Source organism: Modestobacter italicus, from assembly GCF_019799965.1.
GTDB lineage: Bacteria > Actinomycetota > Actinomycetes > Mycobacteriales > Geodermatophilaceae > Modestobacter > Modestobacter italicus_A.
The window spans coordinates 18,202-41,564 of record NZ_JABGCJ010000008.1 but is presented as its reverse complement, the minus strand read 5'-3'; the positions used below and the strand labels follow the sequence as shown (position 1 = coordinate 41,564).

The following is a 23,363-nucleotide window of genomic DNA, read 5'->3' as shown; positions in this document are numbered from 1 at the left end:
GTCGCTACCGGGTCGGCCCCGCCGACGTCGGGACGGCCCGCCGGGCCGCCCAGCGACCACGGCCGACGGGCGGGTCGGTCGCCCGCGCAGCCAGGGCCAGGAGCGCCACCCCGACGACGACCCACCACGGGTGGGCCACCAGCGTCTCCTCCACCCCGGCCAGCGGGTCGGCCAGCCAGCCGAGCCGGTCCAGCGCCCACGTCGTCGCGGCGACCAGCGCCAGGAGCGCACCGGCGACGCGGACGCGGGGGTACCAGCGGGTGCGGGAGAGCAGGTACAGCGAGGGGAACACCAGCGCGACGGTGAGCAGCTGAGCCAGCTCCACCCCGACGTTGAAGGCCAGCAGCGCCGGCACCGACGTGACGCCGGCCAGCCCGAGGTCGGTGAGGATGCCGGCGAAGGCCAGCCCGTGCACCAGGCCGAAGCCCCCGGCCACCAGCACCTCACCGCGGCGGGCCAGCGGGCGCAGGGCGTGCACCGCGGCGACGCCCACCGACACCGCGATCAGCACCTCCACCGGTGCGCTGGGCGCGGTCACCCAGCCCAGCGCCGAGGCCAGCAGGGTCGACGAGTGCCCGACGGTGAAGGCGGTGACCACCGCCAGCACCGCGCCGAGGGTCGGCCGCACGCCGTCCCGCCGGCGCCACCGGCCGCCGACCGCCACCACCGGGGCGACCAGCAGCAGGGTGAGCAGGAACAGCAGGTGGTCCGCGCCCTCCAGCACGTGGTGCAGGCCGTACCCGACCATGTCGGTCAGCCCGGTGGCGGCCGCGTCACCGACCACGAGGGTGTCGTCGGTGGCGGAGAGCACGCCGGCGGTGGAGATGTCCCCGGCGGCGTCGGTCAGCACGACCACCGCCTCGTGCGAGCTGTCGGTGGCGATCACGCCGTCGTAGGCCAGGGTGAACGACGACGGGTCGGCGCCGCCGCTGTCGAGCATCACGTCGACGCGGTAGGAGTCGATGCCCTCGACCGTCTCGCGCACCACCGGCGACCAGGTCTCGGCCCAGACGCTGCCGTCGCTGCCGGTGACGGTCAGGTGGTCGGCCAGGTAGCCGGTCACCGCCGCGTCGGTGGCCGCCTCGCCGAGCACCGCGTCGAGGGTGTCGGCGGCGACGGAGACGGTGGCCTCGACCTGCTCATCCCCCACCCGCACGGACAGCGTGCTGCTGGTGAGGCTGTGCGCCTGGGCCTGGCCGGCGGCCAGCAGCACCACGCCCCCGGCCGCGACACCGCTCAGCGCGGTGGTGGCCATTACCCGGGACAGCAGGGCACGGAGGGTGCGCGTCGTCATGGCGTCGACCGTGACCGGGCCGGCTGTGCCCACGCTGAGGACGCCGTGTGGGTCGTCCAGGGAGGACCCAGGGACCGCACAGGTGACGCACGTGGTGCACAGAGCCCCGCCGTCGAGCGTGGTCACCACACCCCGCGTCGTCCCCCGACGACCGCGACCGACAGGAGCTCCCGTGAAGATCCGCAAGGCCGTGGCCGCCCTGGCCCTCTCCGCCACCCTCTCCCTCGCCGCCTGCGGCACGTCCACCACCGACACCGCGGCCGGTTCCAGTGACACGTCGACGTCCAGCTCGGCAGCGGCCGGGTTCGGCGGTGGCGGGCTGCCCGGCGGCGGGCAGGGCGGCCCCGGCGGATCGGTCGACGTCTCCTCGGTCACGACCGAGGAGGAGCTGGTCGCGCTCGTCCAGGACGCCTACGGCGACCCGAGCCTGGACCTGCACCGCGGTCACCAGCCGGTGCAGGACGTCCTGGACGAGGTGCTCGGCATCACCCACGAGGAGCTGCACGTCCGGATGGAGGCCGGCCAGGGCCTGGCCGAGGTGGCCGAGGACCTCGGCGTCGACCCGCAGGAGCTGATCGACGGCATGGTCGCGAAGTACGCCGTGGCGATCGACACCCTGCTGGCCGACGGGACGATCACCCAGGAGGAGGCCGACCAGTACCTCGCCGACCTGGAGACCGCGTTCGAGTTCCGGGTCACCTGGGACGGCGAGGAGGCGACCCCGACCTACTCGGGCCTCGACGCCTGAGCCCGCCCGAGAGCGGCCCCCGCAGGCTCCGGGCAGGTGCGCCGGATGTTCGTCCAGCCGGTCCAGCCGCGCTGCTCGAGCAGCCGGAACAACCGGGGTGCGCAGGGGAAGTGCTCGACGAAGGCCTCGTCGAGCAGCGCCACCAGGTCGTCGCTGACCGGCTGCCCCGCCGCGTCGTCGTCCACGTCGGCCTGGGCGACCGCCGCCTCGATGAAGGCGACCACCCGGTCGGCGAGCGCGGGCAGCCGCGGGTCGTCGGCCGTGCAGTCGGCGAGCTCCCCGACGTCGAGGTAGAGCCGGCGCAGCGTCGGGTCCTCGATCTGCCGGTGCTTGATGGCCATCATCGCCGGCAGCTGCTCCGGCACCTGGGCCGCGATCATGATCCAGCTGTCCCGCTCGATCTCGACCAGCCGCTCGGGGAAGCCCAGCTCGCGCATCCGGTCGACGTAGGCGACCGCCACCGGCGGCAGCACCAGGCTCTCCCCCGCCGCGAGCCGGGCGATCCGCGTCCGGTGCCGCTGGCGGTCGCGGATCTCGGCGCGCAGGCGGCGGTCCACCTCGTCGACCGCCGCCGCGAACTCCGCCTCGCCGGCCACCAGCAGCTCCCGGACCCGGGCCAGCGGGACGCCGGCCTCGGCCAGGGTGCGGATCCGGATGAGCTCCACCACCGCCGCGGCGTCGTAGCGGCGGTAGCCCGACTGGTCGCGGCCGGGCTCGGGCAGCAGGCCCTTGGCGTGGTAGTGCCGGACGGCGCGCACCGTCACGCCGGCGTAGGACGCGAGCTGGCTGATCGTCAGCACGTCGCCGGGCCTCCCCTCTCGTGGTGTCAGCCGATCTTCCGCTGGTAGGTGACCATCGCGACGAGGTACGCCACCAGCAGGAGGCCCACGCACCACGCGACGGCGAGGACGCCGTCGTCGCCGACCGGCTGCTCGGCGTAGAGGCTGCGCAGGGTGTTGACGATCGGGGTGACCGGCTGGTGCTCGGCGAACCAGCGCAACGGGCCCGGCATCCCCGAGGTCGGCACGAAGGCCGAACTGATGAACGGCAGGAAGATCAGCGGGTAGGAGAACCCGCTCACCCCGTCGAGGGAGGTGGCGGTCAACCCCGGGATGACGGCCAGCCAGGTCAGCGCCAGGGTGAACAGCACCAGGATGCCGGCGACCCCCAGCCAGGCGAGCAGCCCGGCGCCGGAGCGGAAGCCCATCGCCAGCGCGACGAGCACGACCAGCACCAGCGAGACGAGGTTCGCCACGACCGAGGTCAGCACGTGCGCCCACAGCACCGACTGCCGGGCGATCGGCATCGACTGGAACCGCTCGAAGATCCCGCTGGAGACGTCGGTGAACAGCCGGAAGGCGGTGTAGGCGATCCCGGAGGCGATGGTGATCAGCAGGATCCCGGGCAGCAGGTAGTCGACGTACCGGCCGTTCCCGACGTCGATCGCGCTGCCGAAGACGTAGACGAACAGCAGCAGCATGATGATCGGCGTGATCGCGGTGGTGAGGATCGTGTCCGGGCTGCGCAGCACGTGCCGCAGCGACCGCTTCAGCAGGGTCGTGGTGTCGCGGACGACGTAGGTGGTGGTCATCGGTCCGTCTCCTGCTGGCCGGAGCCGACGATCGCGAGGAAGACGTCCTCGAGCGAGGGCTGCTTCTCCACGTACTCGACCGTGGCCGGTGGGAGCAGTTGCCGGAGCTCGGCGAGGCTGCCCTCGGCGATGACCCGCCCCTGGTGGAGGACGGCGATCCGGTCGGCGAGCTGCTCGGCCTCGTCGAGGTACTGGGTGGTGAGCAGCACCGTGGTGCCCCGGCCGGCGAGCTCCCGGACCGTCGCCCACACCTCGAGCCGCGACTGCGGGTCCAGCCCCGTCGTCGGCTCGTCGAGGAAGAGCACCGGCGGCTCGCCGATGAGGCTCATCGCGATGTCGAGGCGGCGGCGCATCCCGCCCGACCACGTCGCCACCCGGCGGCCGGCCGCCTCGGTGAGGTCGAACCGGGCGAGCAGGTCGTCGGCTGTCCGGCCCGGCTCGGGCAGGTGGCGCAGCTGGCCGACGAGGACCAGGTTCTCCCGGCCGGTGAGCAGCTCGTCGACGGCGGCGAACTGACCGGTGAGGCTGATCGAGCCGCGCACCTCGGCGGGCTGGGTGGCGACGTCGAACCCGTTGACGGTGGCCGTGCCGCCGTCGGCGCGGAGCAGCGTGCACAGGATCCGCACGGTCGTGGTCTTGCCCGCGCCGTTGGAGCCGAGCAGCGCGAACACGGAGCCCGCGGGGACGCGCAGGTCGACGCCCCCGAGCACGGTCTGGTCGCCGAAGGACTTGGTCAGCCCGGCGATCGCGATGGCTGGTGGAGTGGTCATGGCGGGAGCGTGCAGCCCTGACCCTGCGTCAAGGTCAAGCGCGGTTCGCGGGCTCACGTCCCGCCCCGGTCACCGGCCCGGCCGCTCGGGCCCCGGTCCGCGCCAGCGGAGCACCTCCAGCGCCGCGGCGACGGCCACCGCGTTCTCCGCCAGCGGCCGCGGGAGCAGGGCGTCGGCGCGGGCCAGCCGGCGCAGCACGGTGTTGCGGTGGGTGTAGAGCCGCTGCGCCGTCCGGGAGGCGTTGCCCAGTTCGCGGACGTAGCCGAGCACCGTGTCGCGGGTGTCGGCGTCGGCGCCGGCCAGGTCGCCGAGGGTGTCGGCGAGGAACTCCTCCACCCGGGTGCGGTCGCTGGTGAGCAGCGCGACCAGCTGCACGTCCTGGTGGCGGGCGACCTGCTGCGGCGAGGTGAGCCGGGCGAGCATCTGCTGGGTGGTCGCCGCGTCCAGGTGGCTGCGCCGGAAGCCCTCGACGTCGGTGCCCGGCCGGCCCACCGCCACCCGGACGTCGGGGGCGCCGGCGAGGCCCGCGGTCAGCGCGGTCACCTCGGGCGCGCGGCCGACCGGCAGCCAGACCCACAGCGCCCCGGCGCCGGCCACGACGGTCAGCCGCCGGGTGGCGCCGCTGGCCCGCATCGCCGCCTCGGCCGCGGCCTCCAGCTGCTCGGGCCCGCCACCACCGGTGCCCCGCCAGACGATGACGGCGGTGTGCGGTCCGGTGAGCCCGTAGCCGAGCTGCGCCTCGGCGCGGGCCCGGGCCAGTGGGGCGCCCTCCAGCAGCAGGGACACCGTCGCCCGGCGCTCGGCGTGCGCGCCGCGGGTGAGCTCGGCGCGCTCGGTCGCCATCCGGGCGGCGACCGCGGCCACGGTGTCGTCTATGAAGGTGGTGATCGACCGCGCCGAGACGTCCAGCAGCTCGCGCAGCTGCGCCGGGTCGGCGGTGAGGTCGAAGCAGATGTCCATCCAGCGGCGCCAGGCCACGCCCTGGGCGGTGCGGTAGGCGTCCAGACCGACGTGGTCGAGCCCGCGCCGGACCAGGTCGCGGGCCCCGTCGAGCACCTCCGGCCCCAGCGCCACCGGCACCCGCTCCCCCGGCCGCTGCACGTTGGCCGTGGCCCAGTGCAGCAGGTTGGCCAGGTTCGCCCGCCGGGTGCCCTCGGCGAGCACCGGGTCCTCGGCGACCGGCCGCATGCCCGCGCCGCTGAGCGCGGCGGTGTGCAGCTCGGTCACCCAGTCCGCCCGCGGGTCCAGGGCGATCTCGGCGCCGCGCCGGAAGAGCTCGCGGACGGTCGGCGACGGCGGCGTCCAGTCCCGGGTCACCGGTGCATCGTGCACCAGCCGCCGCCGATCCATGTGCAGACCGCGGTGGCCGGCAGTGGCCCGGGTCACCCAGGGTCGAGGGGTGCCGCCCCTCGACGACGCCCCCGGCCCCCGCACGGCCCCCGAGCACCTCGACGTGCTGATCGTCGGGGCCGGCCTCTCCGGCATCGGCGCCGCGTACTACCTGCAGCGCGACCACCCGCAGCGCACCTTCGCGCTGCTGGAGGCGCGCGCCGCGACCGGCGGCACCTGGGACCTGTTCCGCTACCCCGGCATCCGGTCGGACTCCGACCTGCACACCTTCGGCTACGAGTTCGCGCCGTGGCGTGACCCCCAGTCCATCGCCGGGGCCGACCGCATCCTGGACTACCTGCGCAGCACCGCCGCCGAGCACGGCATCGACGACCACGTGCGCTTCCACTCGCGGGTGGTCGCCGCCGCATGGTCCTCGGTGCAGGCCCGGTGGACCGTCGAGATGGAGCGCACCGACACCGGCGACCGGACGGCGCTGACCTGCGGCTGGCTGTTCGTCGCCGGCGGCTACTACCGCTACGACGAGGGCCACACCCCGCACTTCGAGGGGCGCGAGCGGTTCGGCGGCCAGATCGTGCACCCGCAGCACTGGCCCGAGGACCTCGACACCGCCGGCAAGCGCGTCGTCGTCATCGGCAGCGGTGCCACCGCGGTCACCCTCGTCCCGGCGCTCGCGGAGACCGCCGCGGCCGTGACCATGCTGCAGCGCACGCCCAGCTACGTCATGCCCGTCCCGGCCGAGGACAAGCTGGCCAACCGGCTGCGCCGGGTGCTCGGCGACGAACGCGCCCACCCGCTGATCCGCCGCAAAAACATCGCCAAGGGCCGGCTGGTCTGGCAGTTCTGCCAGCGGCACCCGGAGCGGGCGCGGAAGCTGATCCGCTGGGTCAACGCCAAGCAGCTGCCCGAGGGCTATCCGGTCGACGAGCACTTCAACCCGCCGTACGGCCCGTGGGACCAGCGGCTGTGCGCCGTTCCGGACGGCGACCTGTTCCGCGCCATCCGGGAGGGCCGCGCCGAGGTGGTCACCGACCGGATCGTCACCTTCACCGAGACCGGGGTGCTGCTGGCGTCGGGCCGGGAGCTGCCGGCCGACGTGATCGTCACCGCCACCGGGCTGGCCCTGCAGGCGTTCGGCGGGGTGCGGCTCACGGTCGACGGCCGCGAGGTGCGGCTGCCCGAGACCGTCGCCTACAAGGGGATGATGCTGTCCGGCGTGCCGAACCTCGCCTTCGCGGTCGGCTACACCAACAGCTCCTGGACGCTGAAGATCGGGCTGCTCTGCGAGCACTTCACCCGGTTGCTCAGCCACCTGGACGCGCACGGCTACGACAGCGTCCGCCCCGAGCCCAGCGACCCGGACATGCCGACCCGGCCGTTCCTCGACTTCGCGGCCGGTTACGTCCAGCGGGCTGTCCACCAGCTGCCGCGGCAGGGCGACCGGATGCCGTGGCTCACCTCGATGGACTACCGGTCGGACGTCAAGCTGCTCCGGGTCGACAGCGTCGTCGACCCGGAGCTCGTCTTCACCCGCAGCGGCGCGGCCGCGGAGGTGGCCGCGTGACCGCCGCCGACCCGGACCGGTTCGTCGACCTGCCCGCCGGCCCGCGGATCTGCTACCGGACGGCCGGCCCGGACGACGGCGTCCCGCTGCTGCTGGTCGCCGGCCTCGGCATCGACCTGACCTCCTGGCCGCAGCGGATGGTCGACGGCTTCGCCGACCGCGGCTTCCGGGTCGTCCGGTTCGACAACCGGGACGTGGGCCGGTCCAGCTCGATCGCCACGCCACCACCGGGGCGGCTGCGCCAGCTGCTCGCCCGGCCGCGGCCGGACGCCTACGACCTGGCCGACATGGCCGCCGACACCGTCGGCCTGCTCGACCACCTCGCGGTCGAGCGGGTGCACCTGGTCGGCATGTCGATGGGCGGGATGATCGCCCAGACCGTCGCCGCCCGGCACCCCGGCCGGGTCGCCAGCCTCACCTCGATCTTCTCCACCACCGGCGACCGGCGGGTCGGCCAGCCGGCCCGGTCGACGCTGCTGCGGATGGCCAGGCCCCCGGCGCGCACGGTCGAGGAGTCGGTGCAGCGGCACCTGGCGCTGCTCGGGCACATCGGCTCGCCGCAGTTCCTGCCCGACGACGACCTCGAGCGGGCCTGGGCCATCGGGCTGTGGGACCGCGGCGGCGGCCTGCGCGCGCGGGCCGGCGTCCCCCGCCAGATCAGCGCCATCCACGCCTCAGGCGACCGCACCGCGGAGCTGCGGCGGATCACCGCACCGACGCTGGTGGTGCACGGCTCGACCGACCGGATGGTGCACCCGACCGGCGGCCGGGCCACCGCGGCGGCGATCCCGGGCTCCCGGCACGTGGAGATCACCGGCATGGGCCACCACCTCGCCCCCGGCGTCGTCGACCAGCTCGTCGAGCTGACCACCGACCTCGCGCGGAGCACCGGCGCTCCGCTCCCGACCGCAGGAGCCCCCCGATGAGCAGCGTGCAGGGCAAGGTCGCCGTCGTCACCGGCGCCGGGTCGGGCATCGGCCGGCAGCTGGCGTTCGAGCTGGCCCGGCGCGGCGCGCGGCTGGCCGTCTCCGACGTCGACGAGGCCGGGCTGGCCGCGACCACCGCCCGGGCGGAGGCCCTCGGCGCACAGGTGCACAGCACCCGCCTCGACGTCACCGACCGCGACGCGGTGGTCGACCACGCGGCCGCGGTGGCCGGGCACTTCGGCGTCGTCCACCAGGTCTACAACAACGCCGGGGTCGCCGGCGGCGGCCCGGTGCTGGACAGCGACTGGGCCGACTACGACCGGATCCTGGGCGTCAACCTGTTCGGCGTGCTGCACGGGACGAAGGCGTTCCTGCCGCACCTGATCGCCTCCGGCGACGGCCACGTGGTCAACGTGTCCAGCCTGAACGGGATCATGGCCCAGGCGTCGATCAACGCCTACAGCGCGAGCAAGTTCGCCGTCCGCGGGTTCACCGAGGCGCTGCGCGCGGAGATGCTGCTGGCCGGGCACCCGGTGCAGGTGAGCGTCGTGCACCCCGGCGGGGTGCGGACCAACATCGCCACCGCTGCGTTCGAGCACTCCCGGGCAGACGGGCAGGTGACGCCCGAGGACGAGGCGCGGATGCGGGTCTACAACGAGAAGCTGCTCCGGATGCCGGCCGAGCAGGCGGCCCGGATCGTCGTCGACGGCGTAGAGGCCGGGAAGCCGCGCATCCTGGTGGGCAACGACGCGAAGGCCGTCGACCTGCTGGTGCGGCTGTTCCCGGCCACCTACCCGCGGATCGCCGCCCGGTTGCAGCGGCGGGCATCTCCCTCGTGACGCCTGCCCAGTGACACCGGGCACCGCCCATGGGGCCGTGCCGGGTGCCGCCCGGCGGTGCGTCGGGGGCAGGCGCTGATCAGCAGCTGACCGACCAGTGGTGGCCGCACCCCAGGCAGACCAGGCCCGCCACCCACTCCCGGGGGTCGAACTCGCCGGGGAGGTCGCCGACCGACTGCCCGCCGCAGGCGACACAGCAGGACATCCGGGCCAGCGCGCTGGCCTGCAGGGGAACCGAGTGGTCCAGGAGCTCGGACACGAGAACACCTCCACGGTGGGACGGCAGCTGCACTGCTGCGTCGGTGACCGCAGAGTGGTCCGCCGGGGACGCCGGCCGCCAGGCGACACGACACCGCCGGCGCGACCGACACGGCATCGCAATGAAGTCGGCGCCCGGGCGCAACGGTGGCGGCCCGGCCGGCCGCAGGACGCCCTCGGCGCACACCGGTCACGCGGCCGGCGGGCCGTCCGGTGGACCCCCACCAGCAGGAGGGCGCGGTCGACGGGCCCGGGCCCGCCACCGACCTCAGCCGGTGCTGGTCGCCCGGCGTCGCACCCGCCGGTCGAACCGGTCGCGCCCGCCGCCCAGCGGCCGGCCGAAGTACCGGCCGAGCACGACACCGGCGGCCAGGGCGAGCCCGATGGCCGCGGCCTCCACCAGCGCGTTCAGCCCGCTGAACACGTCGGTCTCCACGACGATCGCGAACAGACCCCGGTAGATGGTGAGCCCGGGCAGCAGCGGGACGATCCCGCACACCGCGACCAGCAGCGGGGGGACCCGCAGCCGATCGGGCAGGGCCTCCCCCAGGAAGCCGACGACCACGGCCGCCGCCGCGCTCGACACCGCGGCACCCGCGCCGAACGAGCCGGTCACCGACGACGTCGTCCACGCCAGCGCGCCGGCGACCGTCGCGACGCCGATCGCGTGCGGGCGGGCGTGCGAGGCCAGGGCCCAGAACCCGGCCATGCCGGCGGCCGAGGCCAGCGCCACGGCGTACGGGACGCTGGACGTCGACGGGTCGACCACCCGCAGCGGGACCTGCGCCCGCTGCGCCAGGTCCAGCACGGCGGCGATGCCGACGACGATGCCGGTGGTCAGGGTCAGCACCTCGAACGCCCGCGCCGCGGCGGTGACCGGGAAGCCGCTGATCGCGTCCTCGGCGGCGCTCACCAGTGACAGGCCCGCCAGGAGCACCACGATCCCGGCGGCCACCACCAGGGAGGCGCGGACCTCGACCTCCGCGACCACGAGGAGGACGGCAGCACCCGTGGCCACCGCTGCGCCGGCAGCCTGCTGGAAGAAGGTCGGGAGGCCGCGGCGGCCGAGCACCCGGATCATCTGCTCGATGGTCGCCGTGGTGACCAGGGCGACCAGGGCCACCAGCCAGCCGCCGCCGAGCAGGAAGGCGACGCAGCCGGCCATGCCCGACCAGCCGAGGGCGTGGATCTGCCGCCGGTAGGGGTGCGGGGCGGACAGCACGTCGTCCAGCCGGCGGTGCGCGTCACCGACGGTCAGGCCCTCGGTCTTGATCGCAGCTGCGACGTCGGTGATCCCGCGCAGTCGGGTGTAGTCCGATCCCCGCGGGCGCACGATGCGCATCAGCACCAGCGGTGTCGCGTCGTCGGGGTCGTAGCTGATCGTGAGCGACGTGAACGTGACGTCGACCTGGCAGTCGTTCAGCCCGAAGGCCGCCGCCACCCGCAGCACCGCGGCGGTCACGTCGGCGGCGGAGGCCCCGACGGCCATCATCGACTCACCGATCCGCAGCGCCAGCTTGATCGCCACGTGCGCGGTGGCGGCGTCGACCGCGCTGGGCTGGGTCCGCAGCGTGAAGGGCTCCGTCGGGGGCCCGGAGCCGGCGACCGCCCTCCGCGCCTTGTCCGGCAGGCCGGCGAGCCGCTGTCTCCGGTCCGGGGGCGTGGGGTACACGCCGCCAGGCTAGGCAGCGGCGCCAGGGGTCCGCGGGTGACGGCCGGTGAACTGGCTGTGGTCTTCGGTACACGCGCCCGCCGCACGTCCGCCCGCCACCACAGCGACCCCGACGGCCCGGCCGTCGGATGGCCCACCGGGACTGCGGGTCAACGGTCGCGGCGTCCCTCCCGTGCGCCGCCGGTCACCGGGACCTCGCGGTCCGCGACGTCGTCCCCCGACCCGGTCCCGGCGCGCGCTGCAGGACGGGAGCGACCGGGCCGGGCGGACACGAGACGGCGCGCGTGTGCCTCGGCGGCGAGCTGGCGGGCCGCGACGACGCTGGCCGGTTCGCTGTCAGAGCGCACGGGGTCAGCCCGCGGCGGGGTCGGTCGCCGCCGCGGGGCACTGGCCACCGGGCTCGACGGCGAGCTCGAAGTGCCACATCTCGTTGGCGTAGGTCTGGCAGAGCCCGTGGTCCGAGCCGTGCTGGGTCAGCCAGCTCATCGCGTCCGTGGGACCGATGTCGACCGCGTCGCCGGTCACGTGGGAGGACTCCTCCGGGCCCAGCACCCACTCCCGCGCCGCCTCCGGGCTGCCGTACCGCTCCACCGCGGCGTCGAACAACGACTGCTGGTAGGCGGCGCTGCGCCATCCGCTGGACACGTGCAGCTCGACCCCGTCGGCGGCTGCCTCCCGGGCCGCGTCCTGGACCGCTCGGCGCAGCGCGTCGTCCAGCCGGGTGATGGCCGGGACGTCGGCGAACGCCGACAGCTCCTCCCCCTCCTCGACGTGGCCGTGCTCGGCGGTCAGCACGCCGCCGCCCGACGAGCACCCGGCCAGGCCCACCACCAGCAGCGGTGCGGCGACCAGCGCGGAGAGCACCCACCGCCGGGGTCGCCGATCCCTGAGCCGGCGCCGGACGGCCAGGCACACGGTGGCGAGCACGACCCCCAGGACGGCGCCGGTGGTGTTGGTGGCCACGTCGACGAGGTCGGGCACCCGGCCGGGCAGCGCGGTCTGCGCCAGCTCGACGAGCACCGACGCCCCGGCCCCGAGGGCCATCGGCAGCACCGGACCGGACCGCCGGAGGGCGAGCGCCGCCAGGGCACCCACCGGCACGAAGAGCAGGACGTTCGCCACGGCCTCGACCTGCGCCCGGTGCACCGCGCCCGGCCACGGGGCGGCCAGCGCCTGGACACCGGCCGTCACCGCGCGGCGGGCGTCGGCGACGAACCAGGACGGGCCGAGCGTGACGACCCCGATCGCCAGCAGCACGACGAGCGCGGCCGGCACGAGCAGGCCTGGGCCACGGACATGCGGCGTCGTGGTCACACGGTGGGCGGTGGTGGGCATGGGAGGACTCCTCCCCCGCTCGGCAGAGCCGCTGCGGCACGGGAACTGGTGGACGGGTACCAGTGCAGTCGGCCGGGCGTGGCAGCAGCGTCTGCGTTTTCGCATACACCCACGACACGTCCACACTGCAGCTCCCGCAGGACCACCAGCGCGCCGCCGACGAGGACCCCCCGGCGATCCCGGCCCCGCCGAGGCCCTGTTCCGCGAGGGCGGCCACGACCGGACTGCGCTCGCCCGGGTCGCCCGCTGCACCGCCCAGCCCTCCGGCTGGGGTGGATCGCTGCCGGTGCGGTCCAGCACCGACCGGGCGCCGTCCTGCAACCGGTGGGTCGAGCACTGGACCCTCCCCCGGGGAGAGGGTGCAGAGTGCACGCGTGCTGTCGATCGGCGAGTTCTCCCGGCTGACCCACCTCAGCGTGCGCACCCTGCGTCGCTACCACGACGCCGGACTGCTGGAGCCGGCGACGGTGGACCACGCGACCGGCTACCGGTACTACGACGCGGAGCAGATCCCGGCCGCCCAGGTCATCCACCGGCTGCGCCAGCTCGACGTCCCGCTGCCCGACGTCGAGCGCATCCTGCGCTCGCCCGACCCGGGCACCCGTGCCGCGCTGGTCGCCGACCACCTGCAGCGACTCGAGTCCGAGCTGGACCGCACCCGCGCCGCGGTGGTGTCGCTGCGCCGGCTGCTCCGCCCGGAGCCGGCGCCGCTGGACGTCGAGCTGAGTGCGGTGCCGGCCGTCACGGTGGCCGCCGTCGAGGACGACGTGCACCACGACGACGTCCTCGCCTGGTACGCCGGCGCCATGGCCGAGCTGGACGCCGTGGTCTCCGAGCCCAGCGGCGCCCCGGGCGGGCTGTACGACAACGCTCTGTTCGAGGACGGCCACGGGCACGTGCTCGTGTACCGGCCGACGGCGAACCCGCCGCGCAGCGGCCGGGTGCACCCGGTCACCCTGCCGGCGGCCGAGCTCGCCGTCACCGTCCACGTCGGAGAGCACGACGACATCGACGTCACGTACGGCCAGCTCGGCAGGTGGGTGGTGGCCAACGCGCTGGCGGTGGCCGGCCCGGTGCGCGAGACCTACCTGGTCGGTCCGCGCGACACCCCCCACCCGGCCGAGTGGCGCACCGAGATCGGCTGGCCCGTCTTCCGGGTGGCCCCGCGCTGAGCCCCCGGCCCGACGTCAGCGCAGCTGACCGACGTCCGCCGCGGTCAGCTGCGGGGAGTGGGCGCCGAGGGCGCGCAGCGCCTCCCCCAGCGTGGCGACGTCGGCCAGCGGGGTGGCTGCGCTGCAGCTCACGCGGACCGCGCCGGGCAGCCGGTCGGTGCGGTCGGCCCGGGCGTCGTCGTGGAACTGCTGCACCTCGCCGGCGGTGAGGCCGAACAGTCGGCTGAGGTACGGGTGGGCGCAGAAGCACCCGCTGCGGACCCCGATGCCGTGCTCCCGGGCCAGCCGCTCCGCGACCTCCCGGTGCGGCATCCCGTCGATGACGAAGGCGGCCACCGGGAGGCGGTCGCCGGAGGTGGGCCCCAGGCGGCGCAGCCCGGGAACGGTGGCGAGCTCGTCGTCCAGCGCGCGGACGAGCAGGTCCTCGTGGAGCCGGTTCCGCTCCCCCGCGTCGGCCAACTCCTCGGCGGCAGCGGCGAGGGCCACGACGCCGACGACGTTGGGCGTGCCCGCGTCGTCCCGGTCGGGGGTGTCGGCCCAGACGACGTCGGTGTCCGAGACCGCCTTCACCGCACCGCCCCCGACGAGGAAGGGCTCGCCGTCGGCGAGCAGCCGTCGGTCGGCGACCAGGCCGCCCGCGCCGAACGGGGCGAACATCTTGTGCCCGGACCACACGAGCACGTCGATGCCGAGCGCGACCACGTCCACCGGGCGGTGCGGCACCAATTGCGCCCCGTCGACCACCACGAGCACGCCCCGGTCACGGGCCGCCGCGGCGATCGCGGCGAGGTCGGGCAGCCAGCCGGTCACGTTGGACGCTCCGGACACCGCCAGCACCCGCGGCGTGGGCCGCTGGTCGAGGGCGGCGACCACGGCGTCGACGTCGAAGGTGCCGGACCGGTCGACGTCGACGACCCGCAGCTGCGCGTGCCGCCGCCAGGGCAGCAGGTTGGCGTGGTGTTCGACCGCGGTGGTGACGACGACGTCGTCCCGGGTCAGGCCCAGCCGGAAGGCGATCAGGTTGAGGCCCTCGGTGGTGTTCTTCGGGAAGAGGGCCACGTGCGTGGCCGGGTCGGCGCCGACGAAGCGGAGGAGGCCCTCCCGGGCCCGCTCGTAGCGGGCACTCGTGTACTGCGACTTCGCGCCGGCGCCCCGGTGGACGCTGGAGTACCACGGCAGGAACTCCTGCACGGCACGGAGGACGCCCGCCGAGGCCGACGTGGTGGCCGCGGCGTCGAGGTCGACGTACCGGCGCGGCTCACCCTGGACGGCGACCCGCAGGTCGGCGCCGATGAGGAGGTCACGCTGGGAGAGGTCTCCCGTGCCGAACAAGGACGTCATCGCCACCGGGCTCCCGTCATCACCGGTCACCGTCGGGGTGACCGCCCGGCAGCCTCTCACCACAGACACCGGACGACGGGCGACGACACCCCATCGGCCGCCGGGACCCCCCCTCGCCCAGCGCTGGGTGGGGACGGACTCAAGGCGCGACGAGCAGCCGAGGACACCGCACGAGGGCCCGAGCCGTCACGGCCGGTCGGAGCCGTCAGGGCCGGCCCCGGCGGGGGCGGCCGCGACCGAGGCGGCTGAGGCGAACCGGGCGGACAGCGTGCGGAAGGCGTCGGCGAGAGCCGGAGGGCTGACCGCGAGGACGTCGGTGTCGTACCGGGCCACGGCGGCGGCGATGCCGACCCAGGACCAGGCGCCGAGGGTGAGCCGGCAGCGGTCGGGGCCGAGGGGCTCGACGACGCCGTCGTGGGCGAACGGGGCCACCCGGTCGGCCGGCAGACCGAGCTCGACGGTGCCGGTGCACGGCCAGGTGTCGGCGCCGGCAGGGCTGCCCCGGAAGACGCCGTTGACGAAGGTGGCGAGGTCACCGCCGGGCAGCTCGCGGGGGGTGAAGCGTGGCCCGTTCGGGGTGCGGGGGGTGATCCGGTCGCAGCGGTAGGTACGCCAGTCCGCCCGGTCCAGGTCGAAGCCGACGAGGTACCAGCGGCCGTTCCGGGTGACCAGGTGGTGCGGCTCTGCTCGCCGGGGCGGGCGGAAGGTGTCGCTCCCGAGGGCCGGCCCGGGCTCGCCCGTCCCCGGGACCGAGGCCGCCTGACCACCGGCGGCGTAGTCGAAGCGCACGACCTCGCGGGCGCGGATGGCTGCCGTCAACGCGACCAGGACCCCCGGACCGACCTCGGGACCGGCGCCTGGGGTGACGGGGGTGACCTGGACGGCGTCGACCCGGTGCCGCAGCCGGGCGGGCATCACCTGGCGGACCGTGGTCAGCGCGCGAGCGGCGGCCTCGCCGATCCCCGCGCCGCTGGTGGTGGCCAGCTGCAGGGCGACGGCGAGGGCGACGGCCTGGTCGTCGTCGAACAGCAGCGGCGGCAGGTCGGAGCCGGCGTCCAGGCGGTAGCCACCGTCGGGGCCCTTGAACGCCTGGACGGGGTACCCCAGCGCGCGGAGCCGGTCGACGTCCCGGCGCACGGTGCGTGGGGTGACGTCCAGCCGCTCGGCAAGGGTGCTGCCCGGCCAGTCGCGGCGGGCCTGCAGCAGCGACAGCAGGGTCAGCAACCGGGACGAGGTGCCGTTCTTCTCGGGCATGCCCCATGATGCCGAAAGTAGAGGACGTTTCCTGTCCGCTACCGCTGCGAGTCTCCTGTCGTCGCCACCACGAGGGTGGCGGGACCGAGGAGACCGACATGAGCATCACCACCACCACGCACCTGAACTTCCGCGGCCAGGCCCGCGAGGCGCTGGACTTCTACGCCGCCGTCTTCGGCGGGGAGGTCATGGCCTTCACCTTCGCCCAGGGCGGGGACGAGCGGGACGACGCCGACGGCGCGGTGGCCGAGCAGGTCAAGTGGGGCGGCGTCCAGGCCCCCAACGGCTTCGCCGTCATGGCCTTCGACGTCCCCCCGAAGCGGGCCTTCGACGCCGGCACCGACGCTGTCTACGTCTCGGTGCGCGGCACCGACACCGAGGAGGTCACCCGGTACTGGCAGGCCCTCGTGGTCGGCGGCACGGTCCGGGCCGAGCTCGCCCCGGCCGGCTACGCCCCGCTCTACGGGATGGTCACCGACCGCTTCGGCGTGACCTGGGTGCTCGACGTCCTCCCGCCCTACAACGGCTGACCCTTGCGCTGGGGGCGGGGTGCCACCACTCCCCCGCTCCCAGCGCCCGGTGGACCGCACTGCCCAGAGTCCTGCCGTTCCCCGGACCCGCCGCCCGGGCCAGGAGCCGGCATCGGTGAGCGGGAGGGAAGCACCGACACCGGTCGCGGTGTTGTCCCGGCGTACTCGACAGAGAGGCAGGCACCCATGACCACTGAGACCGCGATCCTCGCCGGCGGCTGCTTCTGGGGCGCGCAGGACCTGCTGCGCAAGCGCCCGGGCGTGCTCTCCACCCGCGTCGGCTACTCGGGAGGTGACACCCCGAACGCCACCTACCGCAACCACGGCGACCACGCCGAAGCGGTGGAGATCGTCTTCGACCCCGACGTGATCTCGTTCCGGGAGCTGCTGGAGTTCTTCTTCCAGATCCACGATCCGTCGACGAAGGACCGGCAGGGCAACGACATCGGTCGCAGCTACCGCTCGGCGATCTTCTACACCAGCGACGAGCAGCAGCGCGTCGCGCTCGACACCATCGCCGACGTCGACGCCTCGGGCATCTGGCCCGGCAAGGTCGTCACCGAGGTCGAGCCGGCCGGAGCGTTCTGGCAGGCCGAGGAGGAGCACCAGGACTACCTGCAGAAGATCCCCTTCGGGTACACCTGCCACTACGTGCGGCCCGACTGGGTGCTCCCTCGCCGCGAGGCGCAGACCGCCTGATGACCTGAGGTCCCTGATCGGGCGTCCCGGACGAGCACGCCGGGACGCCTGATCGCGGTCCTCGGTGCGACCAGGGGACGGAGTGGATGACGAGGCGCTCCTCGACCTGGTCCCCGCCTGGGCGTCGATCCCCGACAGCCGCGCGAGCATCGCCGCGCGGGGTGTGATGATCAACGCTCGCGATCAGGTGGGGCCCCGGCACGCCGCGCTGCTGCAGCAGCTGCGCGCTGGAGCGGGGCTTCCCCCGGGGTGGTCCGGGTCCGGTCCTCCATCCCCGTCCGGTGGTGGCCGTGCGGCCCTCGGCCCGGTACCGAGTTCGGGGCCGGCGGTCGCCGGACGTCAGCCGCGCAGCTCGGCCATCAGCTCCGGCGCCTGGCGTCGCCCGCCCTCGTCCCAGGCCTGCTCGTACGCGACGGCGCCGAGCCGCTGGTGGGCCTGCCGCATGAGCTCGCGGGTGGTCGGGATCATCGGCCAGTTCAGCCCGGCCCGGCGGAGGTACAGCCGGGCGGCGGCGAACAACCGGACGGCGTCGCGGTCCTGCCCGGCGGCCACCATGAGACCGGCGCGCAGCTCCGCGAGGAGGCCGCTGTCCTGCGCCCCGAGCAGCACCTGGAGCTCCACCTGCCGGTCGGTCCACCGGAGGGCGTCCTCGGGTGTGCGTGCCCGCCGCGCCGCGGCGGTGGCCGCGACCCAGGCCGCCAGCCCGTTCTCCTCGGCGCACGCCTGCCGGTGGAGGTCGTCGGCCTCGTCGGCCGAGTGGTCGCCCGCCGCGGACGGGGTCGGCAACAGCGCCAGGGCCGTCGACACCAGCGCGACGTCGGCGTCGCCGGTGGCGGCAGCGAGCTCGGCGACCGCCGCGAGCAGGAGCTCCGTCTGGTCGTACGCCTGCTGGAGCTCCGCGGCCAGCGCGACGGCGCCCATCACCTCGGCCAGGTCGACCAGGCGGTCGCCCGGGACGGTGGGGACCAGGCCCAGCGCCGCGTCCAGGTGGGGCCCGGCGAGGTCGGACCGGCCTCGCAGGAGCGCGTGCGCGGTGAGCGCGAGGTGGGCCAGCGCAGCGTCCGGCGGGGTCAGCTCGTGCCGCCCGAGCGCCAGCCGCAGCCAGCGTTGGCCCTCCAGGGAGTGCGCCCGGTAGTACCAGAACATCGTCAGGGCCGACAGCAGGCCACCGGCCGCGGCGTCCGGCTCGTCGACCAGGACCCGATGCAGCGTCGCCCGGACCGTCGGGTACGCGTCGGCGACCGCGTCGTAGAAGTCGCCACCCGGCCGGCTCACCCGCGGCCGGCCGGCCAGCAGACCGGCCACCCAGGCGTCCCGCCGGCGCACGGCGGCGTCGGTCTCGTCGGCCGCCGTCAAGGCGTGGGCGGCGTGCCCCCGAACGGTGGCCAGCTGGCTGAACAGCGACGGACCGCCTGCCCGTCCGGCCCGGAGCGGGGTGAGCAGCGACCGGTGCGTCAACATCGCCAGCAGCTCCGGCACGTCGGCTGTGGCCACCGGGTCCACCCCGGCCACGGCCGCGGCAGCGGGCCGGGTGAACGGACCAGGCAGCACCGACAGCCGGCGGTGCACCGCCTGCTCCTCGCAGCTCAGGAGGCGGTGGCTCCACTCGATCGCCGCCCGCACGCTCTGCCGGTGGTCGGCGGTCGCGCGGCCGAGTCGCCGCAGGGCGCTGGCGTCGGCCGACACCTGCTCGGCGATCTCGGGGAGCGTCGCCGAGCGCACCCGGGCGGCGGCCAGCTCGATGGCCAGCGGGAGACCGTCGAGGCGCCGGCAGATGCGCCGCACGGTCTGCATCGCCTCCTCGTCGATGACCACCATGGGGTCCGCCGCCTGCGCGCGCGCGAGGAAGAGCTCGACCGCCGGTGCCGGCTCCTCGGTGTCCGCGGTCGGCTCCGGGACGAGGGGGTCCGGTTGCCGGTCGAACGGCAACGGCCCCAGCGGCCAGATGAGCTCACCACCGGTGGCGATCGGCTCGCGGCTGGTCACCAGCAGCGCACACCTGCTGTCGTCGGCCTGCACGGCGGTGACCACGTCGGCGACGGCGGGCAGGAGGTGCTCGGCGTTGTCCAGCACGAGGAGCATCCGCCGGTCCCGCGTGTAGCTGCGCAGCGCCTCGACGACGTTGCCCACCGCCGGTGCGGCGAACCCGATGGTGGTGACGACGACGTCGAGGACCAGCTCGGGCCGGTCGACCGCCGCGAGGTCGACGAACCAGACCCCGTCGGGGAAGGCCCCGGCGACGGTGGCGGCCACCTCGACCGCGAGCCTCGTCTTGCCGCAGCCGGCCGCTCCGGTCACCGTGACCAGCTGCCTGGTCGTCACCAGGTCGCCCAGCGCATCCAGGTCGGACCGCCGGCCGATCAGCGGGTCGGCGCGGGCGGGGAGGTGCACCTCCACCGGGTGGGTCGCCCGCGCGGGGACGCCGTCGGGGGGCACGCCGTCCGGGGATCCGCCGGGTCCCGTGCGCGTCCCGGCCCCCACCGGCCGAGGGAGGTCGAGCGCGGGGTCCTGGTCCAGGACGCGCCGGTGCAGGGTCTGCAGGTCCGTGCCGGGCTCGGCGCCGAGCTCGTCGAGCAGCTTGTCGCGGGCACGCCGGTAGGCCTGCAGCGACTCCTCGACGCGGCCGGCCCGGTACAGCCCGAGCATCCGCTGGGCCCACAGCCGTTCGCGGAACGGCGTCTGCTCGATCAGCCCGGCGACGTCCCTCAGGGCCCGGTCCGTCGACCCGGTGGCCAGCAGTGCGTCGATGCGCCGCTCGCGGAGCTCGGTGGCCATCTCCTCCAGGCGCGCCAGGAACGGGGCGGCCCACTCCTGCTCGGCCACCTGCTGGTAGGGGGCGCCGCGCCAGAGGGCCAGCGCCTCCTCGCACCGCGCCAGCAGGTCGGCCGGGTCGCCGGCCCCGGCCAGGGTGCGCGTCTCGTCGGCAAGCTGCTCGAAGCGGGCCGAGTCGATCTGCTCCGGGCGTGCGAGGAGCCGGTAGCCGCCGCTGTCGTTGACCAGGACGGCCGGGGCCCGGCCACGGGGACGGCTGGGCTCCAGCAATCGCCGGAGCCGCCAGACGTGCGACTCCAGGGTCGCCTCCGCCTTGGCCGTGAGGTGGTCGCCCCAGACGACCTCCAGCAGGGCCGGGACGGACACCCGCCGGTTGACGTTCACCAGCAGGGCGGCGAGGAGCGCTGCGGGCTTGGGCCCGGGCGGCGGGTGGTCGGCACCGTCGACCTCGATCACCAAGGGGCCGAGATCCCGGTACCGCACGAGGGCACCCTACGAGCACCACCCCCTGCCGACCAGCGTCTTCGACGCGGTTCCAGAGTCGTTGGAGAGGTCGCCCGCAGGCTGACCCGGTACGGACGGCGAGGACGACGGGACGGAGGCACGGTGATGGCGAGCCTGGCGGTGTGGACCTTCCCCGACGGGGACTCGGCTCGGCGTGCCGAGCACGCACTCGGCGTGCTCAGTGCCCGCCGCACGGTGTCCGTGGACGACGGGGCCGTCCTGGCGTGGGCGCCCGGCGGGAGGCGCCCGCACGTCCGGGAGCTGCACAGCATCGCTCTGCACGACGCGGTCGGCGGCGACTTCTGGTCCGTCCTGCTGGCCGTCGTGTTCCTCCTCCCGGCGCTCCAGGAGCTCGACGGGGAGCCCGCGACCGGGCTGGGCGCGGGGCTGGCCGGGGTCGGCGTCACCGACGCCTTCACCGCCGACGTCCGCCGGGTGACCACCCGCGGCACCACGGCCCTGGCCGTGCTGGCCGGGGAGCAGGCGTGCGAGACCGCCGACGGAGCGCTGCGTGTCCTGCGGCCGTCGCTGACCCGCGCGGAGCTCACCGCCGACCAGCTCCGCAGGATGCGCCGGGTCTTCGCCGGCTGAGCTCCGCCGATCGGAGGTCGCCCGTCACCGCCCGGGCAGGCGTCGGTCACGGGTCCTCCCCTGGATCGGCGTCGCCCCGCTGCGATGGCGCTGTGATCGCAGGGCCGCCGCCGCGGGAACCCCTCCGACGCCGTTCCAGCCGGCTGCCGGCTCGTCCCGTCGCCGTTTGGAGCGGGGTTGGACCCCTGTCCCGCAGCATCCGCACGTCCGGCGGACCGCCCCCGGGCTGCTGGTCCTCCGGGCCGGCCGCAGAGAGGACCCCAGGCCGTGCAGGCACCTCAGGACGACGCAGCCCAGCCCGCCGACGTGACCACCGTGGACCCCACCGGCGTGGCCACCCCGGAGGCAGCCGACGCACCGATCGTGGGCGCAGCCCCCTACACCGTCGCCGACCACCTGGTCGACCGGCTGGCCGAGCTGGGCGTCGACCGGGTGTTCGGTGTGCCCGGCGACTACAGCCTCCGGCTGCTCGACCACGTCACCGGACACCCGACCGTGCGCTGGACCGGGTGCGTGACCGAGCTGGGTGCCGGCTACGCGGCGGACGGCTACGCGCGGCTGCGCGGTCTGGCGGCTCTGTGCACCACCTTCGGCGTCGGTGAGCTCAGCGCGATCAACGCCGTCGCCGGCAGCTACGCCGAGCACGTGCCCGTGGTGCACGTGGTGGGGGCCCCCGCGCTGGCGCGGCAGGCCGAGCACCGCGCGCTGCACCACACCCTGGGCGACGGGACGTTCGGGCACTTCGTGGCCATGCACACCGACATCACCTGCGCCCGGGCCGTCCTGGCCCCGGGCACCGCCGTCGAGGAGATCGACCGCGTGCTCACCGAGGTCCGGGACAGCCGGCTGCCCGGGTACCTGCTCGTCCCGGCGGACGTCGCTGAACTGCCCGCCGAACGTGCGACTGCGCCCCTCCCCCTGCACGCCGACGGCACCGACCCCGAGGTGCTCGAGGCCTTCACCGCCGCCGCCGCGCAGCTCCTCGCCGGGGCCGGGTCCACCGACCGGGTCGCGGTGCTCGCCGGCCTCCTCGTGCACCGCTTCGGCGCGGTGGACGAGCTCGCCGGCCTGCTCGCCGCCGGACCCCTGCCGCACGCCACCACCCCGTGGGCGAAGAGCCTGGTCGACGAGGCGGCCCCCGGGTTCGCCGGGACCTACGCCGGCGCGGCCGGCAGCTCGGAGTCGACCCGGGCGGTCGTGGAGGACGCCGCGGCGCTCGTGCTGGCCGGCGTGCAGTTCACCGACCTCAACAGCGGCCTGTCCAGCCAGCGGATCTCCCGCGCCCGGACCATCGACCTGTCCCCGCGGTCGGCGCGCGTCGGAGCAGCCGTGTTCGCGCCGCTGGAGCTGCCGGCCGCGCTCGCCGCGCTGCGCCCGCTGGTCGCGGCCCTCCCCACCGGTCCGATGCCCCCACCGGAGGACCCGCCCCCCGGACCGGCCGACGAGGACTCCGCCCCGCTGACCCAGGCCGCGCTCTGGCGGGAGACCACGGCCGCGCTGCGCCCGGGCGACGTCGTCCTCGCCGACCAGGGGACGTCCTTCTACGGCATGGCGCCGCACCGGCTGCCGCCCGGCGTGACCTTCGTCGGACAGCCGCTGTGGGCCTCCATCGGGTACACGCTGCCCGCGCTGCTGGGGGCCGGTGCCGCCGCGCCCGGACGCCGCGGTGTCCTGCTCATCGGCGACGGCGCCGCCCAGATGACCGTCCAGGAGCTCGCCACCGTGCTCCGGGAGCGGCTGCCTGCCCTCGTGGTCGTGGTGGACAACGACGGTTACACCGTCGAGCGGGCCATCCACGGCGCCGACCAGCCGTACAACGATGTCACCCGCTGGGACTGGACCGCCCTCGCCCGCCTCTTCTGCAGCGGCGAGCGGATCCGCGTCGACCGGGCCAGCACCGTCGGCGCGCTGCGGCAGGCCTACCGCGAGGCCGCCGACGACCCCGGTGGCTTCGCCCTCGTGCAGGCGGTCGTCCCCCGCGACGACGTCCCGGTGCTGCTCGCCACGCTCACCCGCGCCCTCGGCGCACCGAACACGGGCGCCTGACCGGTGGGGCTCCTGCGAGGACGGGTGGCTGCAGGCGGTGTCGTCGTGCCGCCGCAGCACGACCCGCGTGGCGACCGGTCAGGACTGTACGAAATGCACGGGGTGCC

General features: G+C 75.2%; 21 protein-coding genes. 9 read left to right on the top strand and 12 right to left on the bottom strand.

Annotated elements, in window-relative coordinates:
- Window positions 1-4: 4 nt before the first annotated feature.
- Entirely contained in the window at window positions 5-1,294 is a 1,290-nt protein-coding gene (locus HLA93_RS18085) for a HupE/UreJ family protein (RefSeq protein ID WP_222195834.1), read from the bottom strand.
- A gap of 172 nt (window positions 1,295-1,466) precedes the next feature.
- Between HLA93_RS18085 and HLA93_RS18080 the strand changes: the two genes are divergently transcribed.
- Window positions 1,467-2,042, top strand: coding sequence for a hypothetical protein (locus HLA93_RS18080; protein ID WP_222195833.1), 576 nt, complete (start codon window positions 1,467-1,469; stop codon window positions 2,040-2,042).
- Here HLA93_RS18080 and HLA93_RS18075 read toward each other — a convergent pair.
- The 4 genes from HLA93_RS18075 to HLA93_RS18060 all read right to left on the bottom strand — a co-directional run bounded on the left by HLA93_RS18075 (window position 2,021) and on the right by HLA93_RS18060 (window position 5,720).
- Entirely contained in the window at window positions 2,021-2,842 is an 822-nt protein-coding gene (locus tag HLA93_RS18075; protein ID WP_222195832.1) for a MerR family transcriptional regulator, read from the bottom strand. The genes HLA93_RS18080 and HLA93_RS18075 overlap by 22 nt on opposite strands.
- Before the next feature lie 26 nt (window positions 2,843-2,868).
- Entirely contained in the window at window positions 2,869-3,633 is a 765-nt protein-coding gene (locus HLA93_RS18070; protein WP_222195831.1) for an ABC transporter permease, read from the bottom strand.
- Window positions 3,630-4,403, bottom strand: a complete 774-nt coding sequence (locus tag HLA93_RS18065; RefSeq protein WP_222195830.1) for an ABC transporter ATP-binding protein — start codon at window positions 4,401-4,403, stop codon at window positions 3,630-3,632. The genes HLA93_RS18070 and HLA93_RS18065 overlap by 4 nt, the downstream gene beginning before the upstream one ends.
- A gap of 69 nt (window positions 4,404-4,472) precedes the next feature.
- Entirely contained in the window at window positions 4,473-5,720 is a 1,248-nt protein-coding gene (locus HLA93_RS18060; RefSeq protein ID WP_308128227.1) for a PucR family transcriptional regulator, read from the bottom strand.
- A gap of 82 nt (window positions 5,721-5,802) precedes the next feature.
- Between HLA93_RS18060 and HLA93_RS18055 the strand changes: the two genes are divergently transcribed.
- The 3 genes from HLA93_RS18055 to HLA93_RS18045 are packed head-to-tail and all read left to right on the top strand — an operon-like array spanning window position 5,803 to window position 9,082.
- The gene (locus tag HLA93_RS18055; RefSeq protein WP_308128226.1) at window positions 5,803-7,317 is read left to right on the top strand and encodes a flavin-containing monooxygenase; all 1,515 of its coding nucleotides are present in this window, start codon (window positions 5,803-5,805) and stop codon (window positions 7,315-7,317) included.
- A complete protein-coding gene (locus tag HLA93_RS18050; protein WP_222195827.1) occupies window positions 7,314-8,243 on the top strand; it encodes an alpha/beta fold hydrolase in 930 nt (309 codons plus the stop codon). Before HLA93_RS18055 ends, HLA93_RS18050 begins: the two co-directional genes overlap by 4 nt.
- Window positions 8,240-9,082, top strand: coding sequence for an SDR family NAD(P)-dependent oxidoreductase (locus tag HLA93_RS18045; RefSeq protein WP_222195826.1), 843 nt, complete (start codon window positions 8,240-8,242; stop codon window positions 9,080-9,082). The genes HLA93_RS18050 and HLA93_RS18045 overlap by 4 nt, the downstream gene beginning before the upstream one ends.
- A gap of 79 nt (window positions 9,083-9,161) precedes the next feature.
- Here the strand turns inward: HLA93_RS18045 and HLA93_RS18040 are convergent, their stop codons facing one another.
- The 4 genes from HLA93_RS18040 to HLA93_RS18025 form a co-directional block, all read right to left on the bottom strand.
- The gene (locus HLA93_RS18040) at window positions 9,162-9,341 is read right to left on the bottom strand and encodes a hypothetical protein (RefSeq protein ID WP_222195825.1); all 180 of its coding nucleotides are present in this window, start codon (window positions 9,339-9,341) and stop codon (window positions 9,162-9,164) included.
- A gap of 267 nt (window positions 9,342-9,608) precedes the next feature.
- Window positions 9,609-11,012, bottom strand: a complete 1,404-nt coding sequence (locus HLA93_RS18035) for a threonine/serine ThrE exporter family protein (RefSeq protein ID WP_222195824.1) — start codon at window positions 11,010-11,012, stop codon at window positions 9,609-9,611.
- A gap of 149 nt (window positions 11,013-11,161) precedes the next feature.
- Complete coding sequence (locus tag HLA93_RS18030; RefSeq protein ID WP_222195823.1) at window positions 11,162-11,359, bottom strand: hypothetical protein; 198 nt, start codon at window positions 11,357-11,359, stop codon at window positions 11,162-11,164.
- A 4-nt stretch (window positions 11,360-11,363) separates the two neighbouring features.
- Complete coding sequence (locus HLA93_RS18025; RefSeq protein WP_222195822.1) at window positions 11,364-12,347, bottom strand: VanZ family protein; 984 nt, start codon at window positions 12,345-12,347, stop codon at window positions 11,364-11,366.
- Window positions 12,348-12,706: 359 nt separating this feature from the next.
- Here HLA93_RS18025 and HLA93_RS18020 point away from each other — a divergent pair, with 359 nt between their 5' ends.
- Window positions 12,707-13,519 (top strand): MerR family transcriptional regulator, encoded by an 813-nt coding sequence (locus HLA93_RS18020; RefSeq protein WP_222195821.1) that lies wholly within the window; start codon window positions 12,707-12,709, stop codon window positions 13,517-13,519.
- A 15-nt stretch (window positions 13,520-13,534) separates the two neighbouring features.
- Here HLA93_RS18020 and HLA93_RS18015 read toward each other — a convergent pair whose 3' ends face one another.
- Window positions 13,535-14,890, bottom strand: a complete 1,356-nt coding sequence (locus HLA93_RS18015) for an aminotransferase class V-fold PLP-dependent enzyme (protein ID WP_222195820.1) — start codon at window positions 14,888-14,890, stop codon at window positions 13,535-13,537.
- Window positions 14,891-15,046: 156 nt separating this feature from the next.
- A complete protein-coding gene (locus HLA93_RS18010) occupies window positions 15,047-16,114 on the bottom strand; it encodes a helix-turn-helix transcriptional regulator (RefSeq protein ID WP_222195819.1) in 1,068 nt (355 codons plus the stop codon).
- Window positions 16,115-16,212: 98 nt separating this feature from the next.
- On the opposite strand from HLA93_RS18010, the gene HLA93_RS18005 reads away from it, so the two are divergent.
- A complete protein-coding gene (locus HLA93_RS18005) occupies window positions 16,213-16,644 on the top strand; it encodes a VOC family protein (protein WP_222195818.1) in 432 nt (143 codons plus the stop codon).
- Between the two features lie 186 nt (window positions 16,645-16,830).
- Window positions 16,831-17,343 (top strand): peptide-methionine (S)-S-oxide reductase MsrA, encoded by a 513-nt coding sequence (gene msrA, locus HLA93_RS18000; protein ID WP_222195817.1) that lies wholly within the window; start codon window positions 16,831-16,833, stop codon window positions 17,341-17,343.
- A 339-nt stretch (window positions 17,344-17,682) separates the two neighbouring features.
- Here msrA and HLA93_RS17995 read toward each other — a convergent pair whose 3' ends face one another.
- Entirely contained in the window at window positions 17,683-20,598 is a 2,916-nt protein-coding gene (locus HLA93_RS17995; protein ID WP_222195816.1) for an AfsR/SARP family transcriptional regulator, read from the bottom strand.
- A 126-nt stretch (window positions 20,599-20,724) separates the two neighbouring features.
- Here HLA93_RS17995 and HLA93_RS17990 point away from each other — a divergent pair, with 126 nt between their 5' ends.
- On the top strand, window positions 20,725-21,210 hold the full coding sequence (locus HLA93_RS17990; protein ID WP_246627036.1) for a DUF1269 domain-containing protein: 486 nt from the start codon (window positions 20,725-20,727) through the stop codon (window positions 21,208-21,210).
- Window positions 21,211-21,477: 267 nt separating this feature from the next.
- Entirely contained in the window at window positions 21,478-23,256 is a 1,779-nt protein-coding gene (locus HLA93_RS17985; RefSeq protein ID WP_308128225.1) for an alpha-keto acid decarboxylase family protein, read from the top strand.
- Window positions 23,257-23,363: the final 107 nt, after the last annotated feature.